Raw genomic sequence first — 16,464 nt, 5'->3', positions numbered from 1 at the left:
GTCAGAACGTCACCGGCAGCGCGTCCACGCCGTACACGAACGACAGCCGGCGGAAGGCGAGCCGCTCGGGCGGGACGGCGAGGGCGAGGTCCGGGAACCGCCGGAGCAGCGCGGGCAGCACGATCCGCAGCTCCAGCCGGGCCAGCTCGGCGCCGACGCAGCGGTGGATCCCGTGGCCGAAGGCCAGGTGCCCGCCGCGGGTCGGCCGTCCGGGGGCGAGCGCGCCGGGGTGCGCGCCGGCCCAGGCCGGGTCGCGGTTCGCGGCGCTCAGCGAGACCAGGACGGCGTCGCCGGCCCGCAGCCGGTGTCCGGCGACCTCGGTGTCCCGCCGGGCGAAGCGAGGGAAGGCCACCTGCACCACCGAGAGCAGCCGCAGCAGCTCGTCCACCACCGTCTCGACGTCCCGGCGCGAGCCCTCGCGCACCAGCGCCGCGGCGGCCGGGTCGCGCAGCAGGACCAGCGTGCCGAGCGAGATCGTCGAGGCCGTCGTCTCGAACCCGCCGGTGACGATCCCGTCCGCCAGCCCGGCCAGGTCGGCGTCGGAGACCGCGTCGCCGTGCTCGCGGACGATCCGCCCGAGCAGCCCGTCCCCGGGGTCGCGGCGCTGCCGCGCGACCGCGTCGAACAGCAGGCGGCGCTGCGCGGACACCGCGCCGAACGCGCCGGCGGTGCCGCGGGCGGCGTCGAAGCGCCGGGCGGCCAGCCGGGTGACCAGCTGCTCGTCGGGGCGGTCGAGGCCGAGGAGGTCGCAGACCGTCCGCATCGGGACCGGGCCGGAGACGTGCCTTGCGAGGTCGGCCGGTGGTCCGGCCGCGGCGAGCTGGTCGAGCTGCCGGGCCACGGTCGCCTCGATCGCCGGTTCCAGGCGCTGCAGGCGGGCCCGCGTGAACTCCGGGGCGACCAGGCCGCGCAGCCGGGTGTGGTCGGGCGGGTCGGTGAACCCCAGGCCGCCGACGTCGTCGGCGGTGGCCGGGCCGGTGCCGCTGAACAGGTGGCGGACGTCGGTGCTGAAGCCGTCGCGGTCGGCGAGCACCGCGCGGGCCTCCGCGGCGCCGGTCACCAGGAGCACGGAGAGGTCGAACGGCAGGTCCAGGCGCCGCACCGGCCCGCCCTCGCGGAGCTCGGGCACCGGGTCGACGTCGACCCGCCGGAGCGGGACCGTCGCGGCGGCCGGGAGGAACGTCAGGCGGGAGAGGTCCAGCCCGCGGCGGCGGACGCGGCGCAGCGCCAGGCGGCCGAGCCAGCTCCGGACGCGCGCCGCCGGACCGCGGCGGGGAGGGGCCGGAGCGGAGGGCTGGGGGAGGTCGAGGGTGCACTCGGGAGCGGACACGGCGCCTCGTCGTCGGGCCACGGGGGTGGAGCCCGGCGGGACGTGACCTCGGCCCCGCCGGGCAGCTCGAGCCTCGCGACGGTGCCGCGCGCGGACCATCGGGTGACGCCCCTGGAAGCGCTGGTCGCGCTGGGGGTGTCCCCGGACGGGGGAGCCCCGGGAGCCGTGGCGCGGTCCTGTCACACCCGCGCGGCAGCATCGGCCCATGACCGGTCCGGTGCGTGTGCAGCTCTCCCGGGCGCGCGGCTGGCGGAAGCCGCCGAACACCGTCGTCGTCGCCCGCCCCTCGCGCTGGGGCAACCCGTTCCGGGTGGGGGAGTCCTACCTGTGGCTGCCCGGCGACGACGAGAGCGCGTGGCCGCTGCCGACCGCGCGGGAGCCGGGGGAGCAGGAGGACGGCAGCCGCGTCGTCCGCTGCGCGGACCGCGCCACCGCGATCGAGTGGTTCCGCCGCTGGGCCGCCTCCGGCGACCTCGCCGCCCAGGCCCGCCGGCAGCTGCGCGGGCGCGACCTCGCCTGCTGGTGCCCAGTCGGCGAGCCCTGCCACGCCGACGTGCTGCTGGAGCTGGCCAACCGGGCGCCAGCCCTGCGCTGACCGCGCGCGGCCCCGCGTCCTGTGGCTTGCTGGGCGCATGGACCTGCGCACCCTCGGCCGCAGCGGCTGTGCCGTCTCCTCCCTCGCGCTCGGCACGATGACCTTCGGCGCGGAGACCGACGAGGCGGGGGCGCACGAGCAGCTCGACGTGTTCGTCGAGGCAGGCGGCACGCTCGTCGACACCGCCGACGTCTACTCCGCCGGCGCGTCCGAGGAGATCGTGGGGCGCTGGCTGGCCTCGCGCCCGGCCGACGTCCGCGACCGCGTCGTCCTCGCCACCAAGGGCCGCTTCCCGATGGGCGAGGACGCCAACGCGCTGGGCACCTCGCGCCGGCACCTGCGCCGGGCGCTGCACGACTCGCTGCGCCGCCTCGGCGTGGACTCCGTCGACCTGTACCAGCTGCACGCGTGGGACCCACTCACGCCGCTGGAGGAGACGCTGCGCTTCCTCGACGACGCCGTGTCCGCGGGCGAGATCGGCTACCCGGGGCTGTCCAACTTCACCGGCTGGCAGGTCCAGCGGGCCGTGGACGTCGCCGAGCGCGCGCACCTCGCCGTCCCGGTGACCCTGCAGCCGTCGTACAGCCTGCTCGTGCGCGACGTCGAGGCCGAGATCGTGCCCGCCTGCCTGGCCAACGGCCTGGGGCTGCTGCCCTGGGGCCCGCTGGGCGGCGGGTGGCTGTCCGGGAAGTACACGCGGGACCAGCGGCCCGCCGGGGCGACGCGGCTCGGCGAGGACCCGGCGCGCGGGATGGAGGCCTACGACCGGGTCGCGGCGCGGGAGCGGACGTGGGACGTGCTGTCCGCGGTGCAGGACGTCGCGGAGGCCCGCGGCGTGACGATGCCCCAGGTGGCGCTGGCCTGGCTGCTGGCCCGCCCGGGCGTCAGCTCGGTGATCCTCGGGGCGCGCACCACCGACCAGCTCCGCGGCAACCTCGGCGCCGCCGGCCTCGTGCTCACCGGGGAGGAGACCGAGCGGCTCGACGCCGTCAGCGAGCCGGGCTGGGCCGACTACCCCTACGGCGAGATCGGCGCGGAGCAGCGCAGCCGCTCCCTGGGCTGACGCGGGCGCGCGCCTCCGTCAGGCGGCGGGCGCCAGCAGCGGTGCTGGGGTGGTGATCTCGGTGCCGTCCGGGCGGTAGGTACGCCAGGTTCCGCTGGGTTGTCGTTCGACGCGGAAGCCGTGGTGGACCTTGGTGTGGTGGCGTTCGCACAGCAGCGCGGAGTTGTCGAGGCTGGTGTCGCCGCCGTCGATCCAGTGGATGAGGTGGTGGACGTCGCACCACCAGGTCGGGGCGCCGCAGCCGGTGAACACGCAGCCGCCGTCGCGGAGCTCCGCCGCCTTGCGGATGTGGCGGCTCATCAGTCGCTGCTCCCGGCCCAGGTCCAGCGGGGCGCCGTCCGGGCCGAACACCACCCGGGACACCGCGCCGTCGCAGGCCAGCCAGCGGGCGCGGGCGGCGGAGATGGTGGCGCCGGACCCCAGCCGCCCGGCGTTCGGGCTGCCGTACGGGTCGACCAGGTCGTCCAGGTCGATCCGCACGGCGATCTGCGGCTTGTGCCCGCGCAGGATCGGCAGCGACCCGGACGCCAGCACGTTGTCGGCCACTTGCACCAGCGCATCCCCCAGCCGCTGGGCGCGGCTGCGGTCGTCCCCGGCGGGCCGGTCGGCCTGCACGTGCGCCTCCAGGGCGGCCTGGACCTTCTCCCCGCCCACGGCGTCGAGGTGGAACCGGCCGGACAGCGAGCCGTCGGCGTGCCTGGCCAGCGCCAGCGACCGGCCCTCGGTGGGGTCCGGCTCGGGCCCGTCGGGATCCAGGTCGGTGCAGTAGTGCTGCACCACCTGCACCAGGTCGGCGTGCGCGCGCTCGACCGCCACGCCGGTGACCACCGCATCGATCACGGCCAGGTCCACGCGCTGCTCGAGCGCCGAGGCCAGCCGCTCGGGGGTCACGGCGCGGGCGGCGACCGCGACCTGCTCGGCCGACACCAGACCGGCGGCGTGCGCCTCGGCGAGTGCCGGCAGGTGCTCCAGCGCCCGGCCGTTGCGCACCAGCCGGGAGGCCTCCGCCGCCGACAGCCGGCAGTGCCCGCGCAGCCACGAGGCCATCGACCTCAGCCCGTCCCGCTCCGGCGCCTGGGACAGCTCCGCGGACCGCACCGCGCGGGCCAGCCGGGCGTCGATCCGGTTGCGCTCGGCGACCAGCCCGGCGACGTCGTCGAGGACGTCCCCGCCAACCAGTTCACCCGAACGCATGATCGAAGTCTACTGGGTTCGGCGACCTCGCGCAGCATGAATCCCCAGCTCAGACGTCTGTCCACAGTTCCGGCGCGGACCTCGACACGGGCCCGAAGCGCAGGCCGTCCGGCGACACGAGTTGCCCGTCCCCGCGGGCGGGTGACCCTCTCGGACCGGCGTACGCAGCGCCGGTGGACGGTCGCCGTCGGCGCCTTCGAGCCGGCCGCCGTCCCGGTGACCCAGGAGCGCTACGCCGAGGTCACCGGACGCCGGCCCAGCGCGGCACGGGGCGACGGGCTGCCGGTCGAGACCGGGACGTCTACGACGCCGAGGTCCACGGCCCCTACCGGGTGCTCCGCGGCGGCGGGTGGTCCGACGGGCAGTGGAGCTGCCGTGCCTCGGTGCGACGCCGGAGCCATCCCCGCCTCCGGATCGACGACGTCGGCTTCCGGATCGCGCGGTCCGTGACCGGCGGGTGACGGCTCACCCGCGGGCGGCGGACCGGAGCTCCCACCACAGCCATGCCGCGAGCGCGAGCGGCACCGCGACGAACCCCGCCAGCGCCGGCACGGTGCCGAACACCGAGCCCAGCCAGGCGAGCAGCAGCGGCGTGCCGAAGCCGACGTAGGCGAAGGCGTAGAAGGCGCTGTTCATCGCCCCGCGGGTGTGCGGCGGCGCGAGCTGGGCGGTCAGCGTCAGGCCCGCGGTCAGGCACAGCCCGCCGCCGGCGCCCATCAGCGCCGCGGCCGGCAGCAGCAGCGGCTCGACGGTGGTCGCCACCGCCACCACCCCGAGAGCGAGGCCGACGGCGCCGAGCGTCATCCCGAGCGGACCGCCGCCGCCCCCGGCCCGCCGCCCGAGCCGGGCCGCGACCGCGCTCGCCGCCAGTGCCAGCCCGCCCACCAGCCCGGCGTAGGCGACGCCGACGCCGTCGGGCACCACCAGCAGCGGCAGCACGGTCGCCGCCACCGCGGGGAAGGCGAACACGCCCGTGGCGGTCGGCGCGAGCACCGCGCGGAACGGCCGCCGCGCCTCCGGCGGCAGGCCGAGGGTCATCAGCCGGCCCGGCCCGCGCTCCCGCACGGTCTCCGGCACGGTCAGCAGCGCGGCCAGCCCCACCAGCAGGACGGCGACGTGCACGAGGTAGGGCAGCGTCGTCGGTGCCGGCCCGTACTCCGCGAGCACCCCGCTCATCGCGGGCGCGATCGCGAAGCCCAGCGACGTCGACACCGCGCCGCGGGTGGCCGCCGCCTGCTGGCCGGCGGGCCCGGCCAGGTCCTGCAGCCACGCGTTGGCCACCGAGAACACGACGCCGGACACCGCGCCCTGCAGCAGCCGCCCCGCGTACAGCAGCGGCAGGTGCTCGGCCGCGGGCACGAACAGCAGCGAGACCAGCCCGGCCAGCACCGCGAACGGGAGGACGACGGTGCGCCGGCCGAACCGGTCGGAGGCGGCGCCGGACACCGTCAGCGCGGCGATCAGGCCGATCGCGTAGCAGCCGAACACGGCGGTCAGGTCGGCGTCGGACAGCCCGAGGGTGCGGCGGTAGACCAGCAGCAGCGGCGTCGGGACGTTGGTGCCCAGGGCGACGGTGAACAGCCCGAAGGTGAGGGCGTCCAGCCGCCGCCCGACCTGCCCCGTCGCAGCGTCCGGCACCCGGCGGACGCTACCGCCCCGCTGCCACGATGGGCGTCCGGCGACGAGAGGAGCAGGAGCCGTGTCCCTGCACCGCCACTACCCGCCCGACCTCTACCGCGGGACCACCGGCGAGGCCACCGCCTGGCTGCGCCGCACCGACACGCCGCCGGACACCGTCTCGGCCGCCGGCGTCACCTGCGAGTTCCTCGCCACCGGGGACCGGACGACCGGCCGGTTCGGCCTCTACCGGTGGACCTTCGGCGCCGACGCGTCCGGCCCCGGCCCGCACTTCCACCGCTCCATCTCCGAGCAGTTCTACGTCCTGCGCGGCGAGGTGGAGCTCTACGACGGGCGCAGCTGGGTGACCGCGGGCGCGGGCGACTTCCTCTACGTCCCCGAGGGCGGCATCCACGGGTTCCGCGGCGGCGACCACGCCTCGATGCTGCTGATGTTCGCGCCGGGCGGGCCGCGCGAGGAGTACTTCCGGACGCTCGCGCGGGGGGCGCAGATGACGCCGGAGGAGCGGGCGGAGTTCATGCTCCGCCACGACACGTACTGGGTCTGACGGGCCGGCCGCCGCCGGGGCGGCCGGCCCGCCGTCTCAGCCGCGGAGCAGCTCGCCGAAGCGCGCGCAGCTCTCGTCGATCGCGGCCTGCGCGGCCGGGGACCAGGCGCCCATGTCGAAGAAGCCGTGGATCATCCCGTCGTAGCGGCGCACGTCGGCGGCCACGCCCGCGGCCTCGAGCGCCGCCCCGTAGGCCTCGCCCTCGTCGCGCAGCGGGTCGTACTCGGCGGTGACCACGAGCGCCGGCGGCAGGCCGGCCAGGTCGGCTGCGTGCAGCGGGGACAGCCGCGGGTCGCGGGCGTCCTCCCACGTCCCGGCGTAGTGGCCGTGGAACCAGTCCATCGTGTCCTGCTCGAGGAAGTAGCCCTTGGCGTTCTCCACCCGGGACGCGTACTCGCCGGCGACGTCGACCGACGGGTAGACGAGGAACTGCGCGGCCACCTTCGTGCCCTCGTCGCGGAGGACCTGGGCGGCGACGGCGGCCAGGTTGCCGCCGGCGCTGTCGCCGGCGAGCCCGAGCCGCGAGTCGCCGCCGAGCTCGTCCAGGTGCTGCGCCACCCACCGCGCCGCGGCGACGGCGTCCTCGGCGGCGGCGGGGAACGGGTGCTCGGGGGCGAGCCGGTAGTCGACGGCGACCACCACGGCCGCCGCGCCGCGGCAGACGCTGCGGGCCATGTTGTCGTGGGTGTCGAGGTCGCCGATCACCCAGCCGCCGCCGTGGAAGAACACGACCGTGGGGAACGGCCCCTCGCCCTCGGGCCGGTACACCCGCGCCCGCAGGTCGCCGTCGGCGCCGGGGACCGCGCGGTCCTCGGCGCCGGCCACCGGCACCACGTGCTCGGGCGAGCGCGCGCCGTGCGTGAGCGCCAGGTACTGGGCGCGCCCGGCCTCGGGCGTGCCCTCCCACATGGGCGGGGCGCCGGACTGCGCGAGCAGGGACAGCAGGGCGGCGATGTGCGGGTCGACCGGCACGGGGCAACTCCAGACGGCGTCGTCGGGCGGGGGCGGGGGCGTGGAACCCCGGCCACGGACGGTACCGAGCCGGGACGGCTACAGGTCCCGGCGGGAGAACGCCATCGCCGCGAGCCCCAGGACGACGGTGACCCACAGCGCCGCCCACGCCAGGTAGGCGGCGGTGAGCGGGGCCTCGCCGAAGAACGGCGACCCGCCGAGCTCGGTGAACTGCCCGACCAGCGTCGGGTCCTGGAAGGCGTTCATCGCCCCGCGCCACAGCCCGTCGGTGGGCAGCAGCATCCGCGAGACCGCGCCCACCCGCGCGACGCCCTCGTTGCCCAGCGCGTCGCCGATCCCGCCGACGACGCCGGCGATCCAGGTGGCGCCGAACAGGCCGACCGCGACGACGCCCGAGGCCATCGGTGAGATGACCGTGGACAGCAGCAGCGCCAGGGTGAGCAGCACCGCGGTCTGCGCGGCGAGCAGCGCGAGCCCCACCAGCGGCCGCGGCGGCCAGTAGCCGACCGTCACCTGGACGACGACGAACTGCGCCAGCCCCGCCAGCGCGACGAACGCGCCGCCGAAGGCCACCAGCCCCAGCCACTTGCCGCCGAGCACCGCCGAGCGGCGGACCGGCCGCGCCAGCACCGCCAGCGCCGCGCCGGACTCCACCTCGCCGGAGACGGTGGGCCCGGCGAGGAACGCCGTCCCCAGCGCGGCGATGAGGCTGAACCCGAACATCACCAGGTTGAGCACGGTGGACGCGGCGATCCGCGCCTCGCCGCTGGTCAGCCCGCCGAACTCGGCGTCGAGCCGGGCGAAGCCCCACGCGGACAGCCCGAGCAGCGCCAGCGTGAGCACGGCGAGCGAGCGCAGCACCTTCCGCCGCGCGGCCTCGCGCAGGGTCAGGCCGGCGATCGTCAGCACGACGCGGGCGGTGCTCACCGCTGCGCCGCCGATCCGGAGCGGAGGACGTCGAGCAGCCGCTCCTCCAGGCTGATCCGCCCCGGCTCCACCGCGTGCACCCGGACGCCGAGCGCGACCAGGTCGGCGACCAGCGCCGGCACCGCGGCGTCCGCGTCCTCGGGCAGCGTGACGGTGAACCGGTCGCCGCTGCGGGTCAGCCGGCCGGTGGCGGCCAGCCGCGCCTCGGCGCGGGCGTCGACGCCGTCGAGCCGCAGCCGCACCTCCCGCTGCCCGAGCAGCTCGGCCAGCGTCCCGGCCGCCGCGACCCGTCCCCTGTCGAGGATGACCACCCGGTCGCAGACCCGCTCCACCTCGCCGATCAGGTGCGAGTTGAGCAGCACCGCGACGCCGCGCTCGCGCAGCGACAGCACGACGTCGCGCACGTCGACGCGGCCGATCGGGTCCAGCGCGCTGGTCGGCTCGTCGAGCACCACCAGCTCCGGGCGGGCCACCAGCGCCACCGCCAGCCCCAGCCGCTGCTGCATGCCCTTGGAGAAGCCGCCCACCCGGTCGCCGGCACGGTCGGCCAGGCCGACCAGCGCCAGGCAGTCGCGCTGCCCGGCCTCGGGCACCGCCGCGCCGGACAGCCGCACGTGCAGGGCCAGCACCTCCGCCGCGCTCAGCCACGGCTGGTAGCGGAACAGCTCGGGCAGGTAGCCGACGCGGGCCCGGGCCCGCGGGTCGCGCGCCGGCCGCCCGAGCAGCAGCACCTCCCCGGCGTCGGGCCGGACGAGGCCGAGCAGCATCTTGATCACGCTGGTCTTGCCCGCGCCGTTGGGCCCGAGCAGGCCGAGCACCTCGCCGCGGCCGACGGTGAGGGAGACACCGTCGACCGCGGTCCGCCGTCCGTACCGCTTGCGCAACCCCTGGCACCACACCGCCGGCGACGGCGGCAGGTCGGCCAGCAGCCGCTCCGCGGCGGCGGTCGGGGAGGTCACTCCGCCAGACCCCGGGCGACGGCGAGCACCTCGTCGGCCCCCAGCGACCCGGCCACCGCGGTGACGACGCCGTCGGTCACCCACACCACGCCGGCCACCGAGCCGTCCCGCGAGGTGAGCACCGTGGCCCGTTCGCCGTCGACGTCGGCGGTCGAGCTGGTCGCCAGCCCGGCCGGCACCGGCAGCGGCAGCGTCGTGCCGTCGCCGGAGAAGGACCGCAGCTGGGCGGCGAGGTCCTCGGGCAGGCCGGGCAGGGACAGCAGGTAGTCGCGGGCGGTCGCGAACGGGACGCCCGAGGACTCGGCGGTCGGGGCCACGACCCGGGCGACGACCAGGCCGGGCGCGCCGCTGCCGCTGGACCAGACCGCGGCGACGCCGGGGCCGGCGGTCAGCCGGAACCGGCCGCCGTCGAGGCCGGCCGGCGGGGGCGGCAGCGTCTCGCCGGACGCCGCGGCCGCCTGCGCCGCGCGCTCGGCGGAGAAGGTGAACTCCACGGCCGCCCGGTCCCCGACCTGGTAGGACGGGTCGCCGCCCACCCCGCCGGGGAGCTCCCCGACCGTCGGGACGGCGAGCCCGGTGACGTCCTCCGCGGCGGCCGCGTCGGCGACCGGGCGCACGTCGGGCTCCTCCAGCACCTGCACGGTGCCGTAGGCGGACAGGTCGGGCAGCGCGACCAGGTCGGCCTGGGTGACGGTGACCGGCGCGATCTCCTCGGTGCGGAAGACCTGCAGCCAGTCCGTCGCGGCGGCGACGCCGCCGCCGGCCAGCAGCGCGACGACGCCGGCGGCGGCCACGAGCGGGCTGCGCAGCCGGGCGCGCCGGCGGCGGGCCGGGGCGGGGGCGGCCGTCCGGCGGCGCTCGTCGACGGCGACCGCGGACGACAGCCGGTGCCACGCGGCGCCGGTGTCGGGGGCGGCACCCGGGGACAGGGCCGCCGCGACGGCGGTGGCGTCGCGCTGGGCGGCGGCCAGGCCGGTCAGGCACGTCGCGCAGCCGGCGACGTGCTCGCGGTCGGCGTCGGGGACACCGGCCGGCTCGTCCACGAGCCGGCGCAGCGTGCCCTCAGTCGGATGACGCATGGCGGGTCAACTCCTCGCGCAGGGCGGACTCGGCGCGTCGCACGGTCGTGCCGACGCTGCCGGGGGACAGGTCGAGGGCGGCGGCGACCTCGGCGTAGCTGAGGCCGCTGTGCCGCAGGACGAGCGCGACGGCCTGGCGGCGGGGGAGCCGGGCCAGGGCCGCCCGCACGCGGCGGCGCTCGTCGAGGGTGACGACGTCGTCGGCGACGTCGGGCACCTCGGGGCCGGGGCCGCCGGCCGCCTCCTCGCGGGTGGTGCGGCGGCGGCCGGAGCGCAGGTGGTTCAGGGCGGTGTGGGCGGCGGCGACCGAGAGCCAGCCCGGCGCCTCGCCCGCCGGCACCGAGGTGCGGGCGAAGGAGAGGAACACCTCCTGGGCGACGTCCTCGGCGCCGTCCCGGGAGCCGAGCACCCGGGCGGCGACGCCGACGACGCGCGGGTACGAGGCGCGGAAGACCTGCTCGAGGTCGGCGCGGACCGCTCCCCGTCCCGACACGGCCCCGCCGTCCTCCCGATCCGCCCGGCCCGCACGCCGGCTCCGGCCGGCCCGGGACAGGACGGCCGGCACGGCGGCCGCCGGTGCGGGGACACCGTGCCTCATCGCGCTCACGTCCAGGTAGCACCGCCGCGCCCGCGGATGTGACAGCGCGGGCGCGGTTCCCCCGGCGGGGGGTGCGCGGGAGGATCGGCCGGCACCCCGGGCGAGGGGAGTACCGGGTGGACGACGTCGTGGTGATCGACACCCTGGCCGCGGTCACGGCCGTCTCCCTGCTCGCCGCCGTCCTCGTCGGGCTGCTCCCGCGGCTGCCGGTGCCCCAGGTGGTGCTGCTGCTCGCCGGCGGGATGCTGCTGGGCCCGCACGTGCTCGACGTCGGCACGGCGCAGGACGTGCGGGTGCTCGCCGACGTCGGGCTCGGCTTCGTCTTCCTGCTCGCCGGCTACGAGCTCGACCCGCGGCTGTTCCGGGAGGACGCCGGCCGCCGCGCGCTGCTCGGCTGGACGGCGTCGCTGCTGCTGGCGCTCGGCGTGGTGGGCCTGCTGTCCGCCGGGGACGTCGTCGAGGCGTTCCTCCCGGTGGCGCTCGGGCTGACCACCACGGCCCTGGGGACGCTCCTGCCGGTGCTGCGGGAGAAGGGGCTGCTCGGCGGCCGGCTCGGGCGGTACCTGCTGGCCGCGGGCGGCGTCGGGGAGCTGCTGCCCGTCCTCGCGATCGCGGTGTTCCTGGGCAGCCAGGGCCGGGTCGCCGCGCTCGTGTCGCTGGGCGCGGTCGCCGCGCTCGCCGTCGCCCTCGCCCTGCTGCGCCGCGGCATCCGGGACGGCAGCCGGCTCGCCCGGGTGATCGCCGCGGGCCAGGACTCGACCGCGCAGATCACCCTGCGCGCGACCGTGCTGCTGCTCATCACGCTGATCGCGGTCACCGAGCAGTTCCACCTGGACGCGGTGCTCGGGGCCTTCCTCGCCGGGATGGTGCTGCGGCGGTGGGTCGGCGGGGCGGCGCCCCAGCTGGAGGCCAAGCTCGACGCGGTCGGCTACGGCTTCTTCGTGCCGGTGTTCTTCGTGGCCTCGGGCATGGCGCTGGACCTCGGCTCGATCGCCGAGGCGCCGCTGCGGCTGGTGCTGTTCCTCGCCCTGATGCTCGCCGTCCGGGGCGGCCCGGCGCTGCTGGTCTACCGCCGGGTGCTGCCGCTGCGGCAGCGCGCGCAGACCGCCCTCGTCAGCGCCACCGCGCTGCCGGTGCTGGTCGCGCTCACCGAGATCGGCCTGCGCAGCGGCCACATGCTGCCGGAGAACGCCGCGGCGCTGGTCGGCGCCGGGGTGGTCACCGTGCTGCTGTTCCCGGCCCTGGCCGTCGTCCTGGACCGGCGGGCGGCCGCCCCGGCGCCCGTCCCGGCCGCGGGAGGCCCGGCCGGCCCCGCGTGAGGGCCCCGGCCGGTGGCGCCCCGTCAGTGCCGTCCGGGACGCCGGACGGGCAGGCGCACCCGGAGCACCGTCTCGCCGGGCCGCGGGTCGACGTCGATGTCGCCGCCGTGCCGGTCGACGATCCGCCGGGAGATGTCCAGGCCGAGCCCGGTGCCCTCGCCGACGCCCCGCGTCGTGAAGAAGGGGTCGAAGGCGTGCGCCCGGACCTCGGGGGTCATCCCGGCGCCGGTGTCGCCGACCTCCACGACCACCGCGTCCCGGTCCACCCGGGTGGACACCCGCAGCGTCCCGCGGTCGCCCATCGCGCGCAGGGCGTTGTCGACCAGGTGGGTCCACACCTGGTTGAGCTCCGCGGCGCGCGCCTCGATGCGCGGCACGCCGGGCGCGTGGTCCCGGACCACGGTCACGCCCGGCGGCACCCGCGGCGCGAGCATCGCGAGGGTGCTCTCCAGGCCCTCGGCCACGTCGGTCTCCCGCACGGCGGCCCGGTCGAGCTGGGAGTAGGACCGCACCGCCGCCACCAGGTCGGAGATGCGCCGGGTGGACTCCTTGACCTCCGCCAGCAGCCCGCCCGCCTCCAGGGTGCTCGCCACCCACTCCAGCGCGGGCTCGAGCCGGTCGGCCCCGACGACGCCGGCCACCCGCTCTCCCCAGGCGACGTCGGCGCCCGCCCCGCTGAGCGCCGGGGCCAGCGCCCACTCCCGCGCCACCCCCTGCCGGGCCAGCCAGTCGGCGAGGGCGTCCTCCCGGTCGGCGACCTCCAGCGGGTCCCCGCCGGGCCGGCTCGCCAGCTCCTGGCGGAGGGTGTCCAGCCGGGTGAACCCGTCGGCGGTCACGGCGGCGGCGGCCAGCCGGCGCAGCGACGACAGCATCGCGTCGTGGGCCTCGGCGAGCGCGTCGACCGCCCGGGTCGCGGCCGCGGCCGGGTTGTTGAGCTCGTGCGCGAGCCCGGCGGCCAGCGTCCCGAGCGCGGCCAGGGCCTCCCGCTGCCGGGCCATCGTCTCGTAGTTGCGCGCCGACCGGGACACGCCCTCGGTGAGGTACAGCCCGAGCGGGAACCGGCTGGTCCACAGCTCCCGCAGCGCGCCGGCCGGCACCCGCAGCACCCGCCCGCCCGTCGCCGCCCGGCCGGTGGCCAGGTAGGCACCGTGCTCGTCCCAGGCCCGGAAGCCGCCGGCCCAGCGGCCGGGCACGTCCATGACCCCGAGCCGGGTCTCCTCCGACCCCAGGTGGCGGACCAGGTCGATGCTGCCCTCCAGCAGCACCCACCAGGACTCCGCGGGGGCGTTCTCCACGAACAGGACGTCGCCGGACGCGAAGCGCACCTCGGTGCCGACGGCGGCCAGCGTGCGCAGCTGGTCGTCGTCGGTGCCGGCGAACAGCCCGATCCCGCGCAGGGCCGGGACGGCGGGGTCGGTGGTCTCGGTCATCCGGGCGACCTCCTGACGCCCGGTCCGCCCGGGCGTGCCCGGAGCATGCCGGGGCCGCCGGGGCCCCGACAGGTCCCCGGGCGCGCCGGCCTCAGCCGGTGAGCACGGCCCAGCCGTGCGCGGGCAGCGCGACGTCCCCGCGGCCCACCGTCGCGCTCCCCGCCAGCACGGTCCCCGCGCCCGGGGCGGGCACGCGCACCGCGGCGTCGGCGAGGTTGAGCGCGACCAGCAGCCGCTGCCCGTCCCCGGCGACGGCGTACACCAGCTGCTCGTCGGCCACGTGCACCTGCTCGGGGGCCGCGGTGTGCAGCCAGCGGTGCCGGCGGCGCAGGCCGATCAGCTCCCGGTGCAGCGCGAACGTCGGCGCGCCGAGCGGGGAGAGCCCGGACGGGTCGGCGGGGAACGGCGGCCGGACGGCGTCGTCGCCCCCGGCGCGGTGCTCCTTCACCCCGCGGAAGGCGTGCTCGTCGCCGGACCAGACCGCCGGCGTCCCGCCCACGGTGAACAGCACCGCGAGCGCGTGCGGGAGGTGCCGGACGTCGGGGAGCTGGCTGGCGATGCGGGTGACGTCGTGGTTGCCCACGAACGTCCAGGGCACGAAGGAGCGCAGGAAGCCGGCGTGCCGCTGCAGCGACCAGGCCAGCTCGAACAGGTTGCGCTCGGCGACGCCGTGCCAGACCGCCTGCCACAGCTCGTACTGGGTGACCGCGTCCAGCCCGCCCTCGGCCACCAGGCGCGGGTAGTCGCCGTGGATGACCTCCCCGACGACGTAGGCCCGGGGGTGGCGGGCCCGCACGGCGGGCAGGACCCGCGCCCAGAACGACGGCGGGACGGCGTAGGCGGCGTCCAGGCGCCAGCCGTCGGCGCCGCGGTCGAGCCAGTGCGTCATCACGCGGGTCACCAGGTCCGCGACGGCGGGGGAGGAGTGGTCGAGCTCGACGAGCAGGTCGTGGCCCTCGAAGACGTCGGCGCCCGGCGCGGTGCCCGGCGTCCAGTCCGGCGGCCAGTGCAGCCGGAACCAGCCTGCCGTCGGGGCGTCGCGCCCCTGCTCGACGACGGCCCGGAACGCGGGGTGGTCCCGACCGACGTGGTTGAACACGCCGTCGAGCAGCACCCGGACGCCGCGCTCGTGCGCCGCGGCGAGCAGGGCGTCGAGGTCGGCGTCGTCGCCCAGGCGCGGGTCGACGCGGAAGTGGTCGACGGTGTCGTAGCCGTGGGTGCCGCTGGCGAACACCGGCCCGAGCGCCAGGCCGTTGCAGCCCAGCGCCAGCAGGTGGTCCAGCCAGCGCTGCAGGTGGGGCAGCCGGTGCCGCAGCTGCCCGGGCGGGAGGGCGGCCGGCTCCGCGCCGGTGAAGGACAGGGGGTGCACCTGCCACCAGATCGCGTCGGTCACCCAGTCCGGCACGTCGCTCCTCCCGCGGTCGGGGGCCCCGGGCGGGGCCCCCGCCACCCTCCCCGAGCGGCCGCGGTCCCGCAGTGCGGGCGGCGGCTCAGCCGCGGGCCGCGCGCCCGCCGGTGGCGCGGACGAGCAGGTCGGCGGCCGGCGTCCGGCCGAGCTCGGCGAGCAGGTCCCCGGCCCCCTCGTCGAGGCGCACCGCCAGCCGGGCGCGGCCGGTCCACGTGCCGCGCTGCCGCAGCAGCGCCCGGCCCAGCGACCAGGCGCGGAACTCCCCGACCAGGCCGCGCGCGCCCTCCGCGGGCGCGGCCGCGACCCGCTCCCGGGCCCGCCGCAGCGCCGCATCCCGGTCGAGCGCGGCCGCGACGTCGCCGGGCAGGTCGGGCCGCGCGGCGACCGCCGCCCGCACGTGCACCAGCGGCGTCGCCGCGACCTCCCCGAGCCCGGCGGCGGGGCCGGCGAGCGCGGCGGCCAGCCGGCCCGCGGCGGGGGAGGCGTCGTCGAGGACGGACCGCACCAGCCGCACCACCTGGCTGCCCGCCCACGGGGAGGCGTCCTCGGCGTGCTCGGCGACGGCGAGCACCAGCGCGGTGGCGGCGACGTCGTCCCCGCGCCAGAGCCCGTGCCGGCCGGCCCACTCCCAGGGGTCCTCGGCGGGGTGCCAGCGGGAGGAGGGGCGGTGCGGCGTCACGCCCTCCCATCGGCCTCCCGGGTGGGGGAGCTGGAGCCCCCGGCGCCGCCCGTCCCCCCGTCGTGGGAGGGGACCGGACGCCGGCCCGGCTGCAGGACGCGCAGGCGCCCCAGGCGCCGCTCGGTGCGCGCGACGGCGGCCCGGACGACCGGCGCGCGCCGGGGGTGGGCGCGGGCGGTGGGGCTGTCGGGGCCGTGCCGGCCCAGCACGTCGGCGAAGCGGTCCTCGACGTCGACGGTGCGGCCGTCGGCGGCCGTGGTCTGGTCGGCGAAGGTCAGCGCGTCGGCCAGCGGCCCGGAGGCGTACCGGCCGGTGTCGAAGTCCCGCACCAGCTCCCCGAGCCCGCGCTCGTCGGCGACGAACCGGGCGCCGGAGTGGTGGGCCACCAGACCGACCACCACCGGGTGCCAGCCCCGGTCGCGCAGGTAGAGCGCGCCGTCGAGCGGGTGGAAGCCGGTGCGCCGCACCTCCGGGGCGTAGCCGATGTCGTGCAGCCAGGCGGCGGCCAGCAGCAGCGGCCGGTCGGCGGGGGCGATCGCGGCCGACGCCTCCTCCGCGCGCCGCGCCACCCCCTGCTCGTGCCGCCAGCGCACCCCCGAGCCGCCCAGCAGCCGGGCGGCCAGCCGGTGCGCGGCCTCGACGAGCAGCCAGGACGGGAGTCGCGCCGGGGCGGTCCCGGCGCGCGCCGTCCCGGACGTCTCCTCACGCGGTGGCACGGGTCCTCCT

17 protein-coding genes are annotated in these 16,464 nt (G+C 78.0%); 5 read left to right on the top strand and 12 right to left on the bottom strand.

Annotated elements, in window-relative coordinates:
- Position 1: 1 nt before the first annotated feature.
- Entirely contained in the window at positions 2–1,330 is a 1,329-nt protein-coding gene (locus ACI8AA_RS03235; protein WP_457043082.1) for a cytochrome P450, read from the bottom strand.
- Positions 1,331–1,535: 205 nt separating this feature from the next.
- Between ACI8AA_RS03235 and ACI8AA_RS03230 the strand changes: the two genes are divergently transcribed.
- Both ACI8AA_RS03230 and ACI8AA_RS03225 read left to right on the top strand, forming a co-directional pair.
- On the top strand, positions 1,536–1,925 hold the full coding sequence (locus ACI8AA_RS03230) for a DUF4326 domain-containing protein (RefSeq protein WP_457043081.1): 390 nt from the start codon (positions 1,536–1,538) through the stop codon (positions 1,923–1,925).
- A gap of 37 nt (positions 1,926–1,962) precedes the next feature.
- On the top strand, positions 1,963–2,988 hold the full coding sequence (locus ACI8AA_RS03225) for an aldo/keto reductase (RefSeq protein WP_457043080.1): 1,026 nt from the start codon (positions 1,963–1,965) through the stop codon (positions 2,986–2,988).
- A gap of 18 nt (positions 2,989–3,006) precedes the next feature.
- Here the strand turns inward: ACI8AA_RS03225 and ACI8AA_RS03220 are convergent, their stop codons facing one another.
- Positions 3,007–4,182 (bottom strand): DUF222 domain-containing protein, encoded by a 1,176-nt coding sequence (locus ACI8AA_RS03220; protein WP_457043079.1) that lies wholly within the window; start codon positions 4,180–4,182, stop codon positions 3,007–3,009.
- Between the two features lie 173 nt (positions 4,183–4,355).
- Between ACI8AA_RS03220 and ACI8AA_RS03215 the strand changes: the two genes are divergently transcribed.
- Positions 4,356–4,643: an SUMF1/EgtB/PvdO family nonheme iron enzyme gene (locus ACI8AA_RS03215; RefSeq protein ID WP_457043078.1), complete on the top strand. Its 288-nt coding sequence runs from the start codon at positions 4,356–4,358 to the stop codon at positions 4,641–4,643.
- 4 nt (positions 4,644–4,647) lie between these two features.
- On the opposite strand, the gene ACI8AA_RS03210 is transcribed toward ACI8AA_RS03215, so the two are convergent.
- The gene (locus ACI8AA_RS03210; RefSeq protein ID WP_457043077.1) at positions 4,648–5,820 is read right to left on the bottom strand and encodes an MFS transporter; all 1,173 of its coding nucleotides are present in this window, start codon (positions 5,818–5,820) and stop codon (positions 4,648–4,650) included.
- A 61-nt stretch (positions 5,821–5,881) separates the two neighbouring features.
- Here ACI8AA_RS03210 and ACI8AA_RS03205 point away from each other — a divergent pair, with 61 nt between their 5' ends.
- Positions 5,882–6,367, top strand: coding sequence for a cupin domain-containing protein (locus tag ACI8AA_RS03205; RefSeq protein ID WP_457043076.1), 486 nt, complete (start codon positions 5,882–5,884; stop codon positions 6,365–6,367).
- Between the two features lie 36 nt (positions 6,368–6,403).
- Here ACI8AA_RS03205 and ACI8AA_RS03200 read toward each other — a convergent pair whose 3' ends face one another.
- From ACI8AA_RS03200 to ACI8AA_RS03180, 5 genes are all read right to left on the bottom strand, one after another.
- Entirely contained in the window at positions 6,404–7,339 is a 936-nt protein-coding gene (locus tag ACI8AA_RS03200; RefSeq protein ID WP_457043075.1) for an alpha/beta hydrolase, read from the bottom strand.
- Between the two features lie 78 nt (positions 7,340–7,417).
- Entirely contained in the window at positions 7,418–8,266 is an 849-nt protein-coding gene (locus ACI8AA_RS03195; protein WP_457043074.1) for an ABC transporter permease, read from the bottom strand.
- Positions 8,263–9,225: an ABC transporter ATP-binding protein gene (locus ACI8AA_RS03190; RefSeq protein WP_457043073.1), complete on the bottom strand. Its 963-nt coding sequence runs from the start codon at positions 9,223–9,225 to the stop codon at positions 8,263–8,265. Before ACI8AA_RS03190 ends, ACI8AA_RS03195 begins: the two co-directional genes overlap by 4 nt.
- Complete coding sequence (locus tag ACI8AA_RS03185; RefSeq protein WP_457043072.1) at positions 9,222–10,304, bottom strand: hypothetical protein; 1,083 nt, start codon at positions 10,302–10,304, stop codon at positions 9,222–9,224. Before ACI8AA_RS03185 ends, ACI8AA_RS03190 begins: the two co-directional genes overlap by 4 nt.
- The gene (locus ACI8AA_RS03180; RefSeq protein WP_457043071.1) at positions 10,288–10,797 is read right to left on the bottom strand and encodes a sigma-70 family RNA polymerase sigma factor; all 510 of its coding nucleotides are present in this window, start codon (positions 10,795–10,797) and stop codon (positions 10,288–10,290) included. The genes ACI8AA_RS03185 and ACI8AA_RS03180 overlap by 17 nt, the downstream gene beginning before the upstream one ends.
- Positions 10,798–11,018: 221 nt before the next feature.
- On the opposite strand from ACI8AA_RS03180, the gene ACI8AA_RS03175 reads away from it, so the two are divergent.
- A complete protein-coding gene (locus tag ACI8AA_RS03175; protein ID WP_457043070.1) occupies positions 11,019–12,221 on the top strand; it encodes a cation:proton antiporter in 1,203 nt (400 codons plus the stop codon).
- Between the two features lie 23 nt (positions 12,222–12,244).
- Here ACI8AA_RS03175 and ACI8AA_RS03170 read toward each other — a convergent pair whose 3' ends face one another.
- The 4 genes from ACI8AA_RS03170 to ACI8AA_RS03155 form a co-directional block, all read right to left on the bottom strand.
- Entirely contained in the window at positions 12,245–13,651 is a 1,407-nt protein-coding gene (locus ACI8AA_RS03170; protein WP_457043069.1) for an ATP-binding protein, read from the bottom strand.
- A gap of 91 nt (positions 13,652–13,742) precedes the next feature.
- Positions 13,743–15,056 carry an alpha-amylase family glycosyl hydrolase gene (locus ACI8AA_RS03165; protein WP_457043068.1) on the bottom strand — a complete coding sequence of 438 codons (1,314 nt, stop codon included), beginning with the start codon at positions 15,054–15,056 and terminating at the stop codon, positions 13,743–13,745.
- 85 nt (positions 15,057–15,141) lie between these two features.
- Positions 15,142–15,738 (bottom strand): hypothetical protein, encoded by a 597-nt coding sequence (locus ACI8AA_RS03160; protein WP_457043067.1) that lies wholly within the window; start codon positions 15,736–15,738, stop codon positions 15,142–15,144.
- A complete protein-coding gene (locus tag ACI8AA_RS03155) occupies positions 15,735–16,454 on the bottom strand; it encodes an HD domain-containing protein (protein WP_457043066.1) in 720 nt (239 codons plus the stop codon). Before ACI8AA_RS03155 ends, ACI8AA_RS03160 begins: the two co-directional genes overlap by 4 nt.
- Positions 16,455–16,464 lie beyond the last annotated feature (10 nt).

Source organism: Geodermatophilus sp. SYSU D01180 (genome assembly GCF_054050415.1).
Note: the sequence above shows the minus strand (reverse complement) of the source record. Positions and strands in the feature narration are given on the sequence as shown.

Bases quoted from the DNA above. Each gene is read 5' to 3' on its own strand.
- ACI8AA_RS03185 (WP_457043072.1), bottom strand. From the start codon at position 10,304: ATGCGTCATCCGACTGAGGGCACGCTGCGCCGGCTCGTGGACGAGCCG.
- ACI8AA_RS03220 (WP_457043079.1), bottom strand. From the start codon at position 4,182: ATGCGTTCGGGTGAACTGGTTGGCGGGGACGTCCTCGACGACGTCGCC.
- ACI8AA_RS03230 (WP_457043081.1), top strand. From the start codon at position 1,536: ATGACCGGTCCGGTGCGTGTGCAGCTCTCCCGGGCGCGCGGCTGGCGG.
- ACI8AA_RS03170 (WP_457043069.1), bottom strand. From the start codon at position 13,651: ATGACCGAGACCACCGACCCCGCCGTCCCGGCCCTGCGCGGGATCGGG.
- ACI8AA_RS03225 (WP_457043080.1), top strand. From the start codon at position 1,963: ATGGACCTGCGCACCCTCGGCCGCAGCGGCTGTGCCGTCTCCTCCCTC.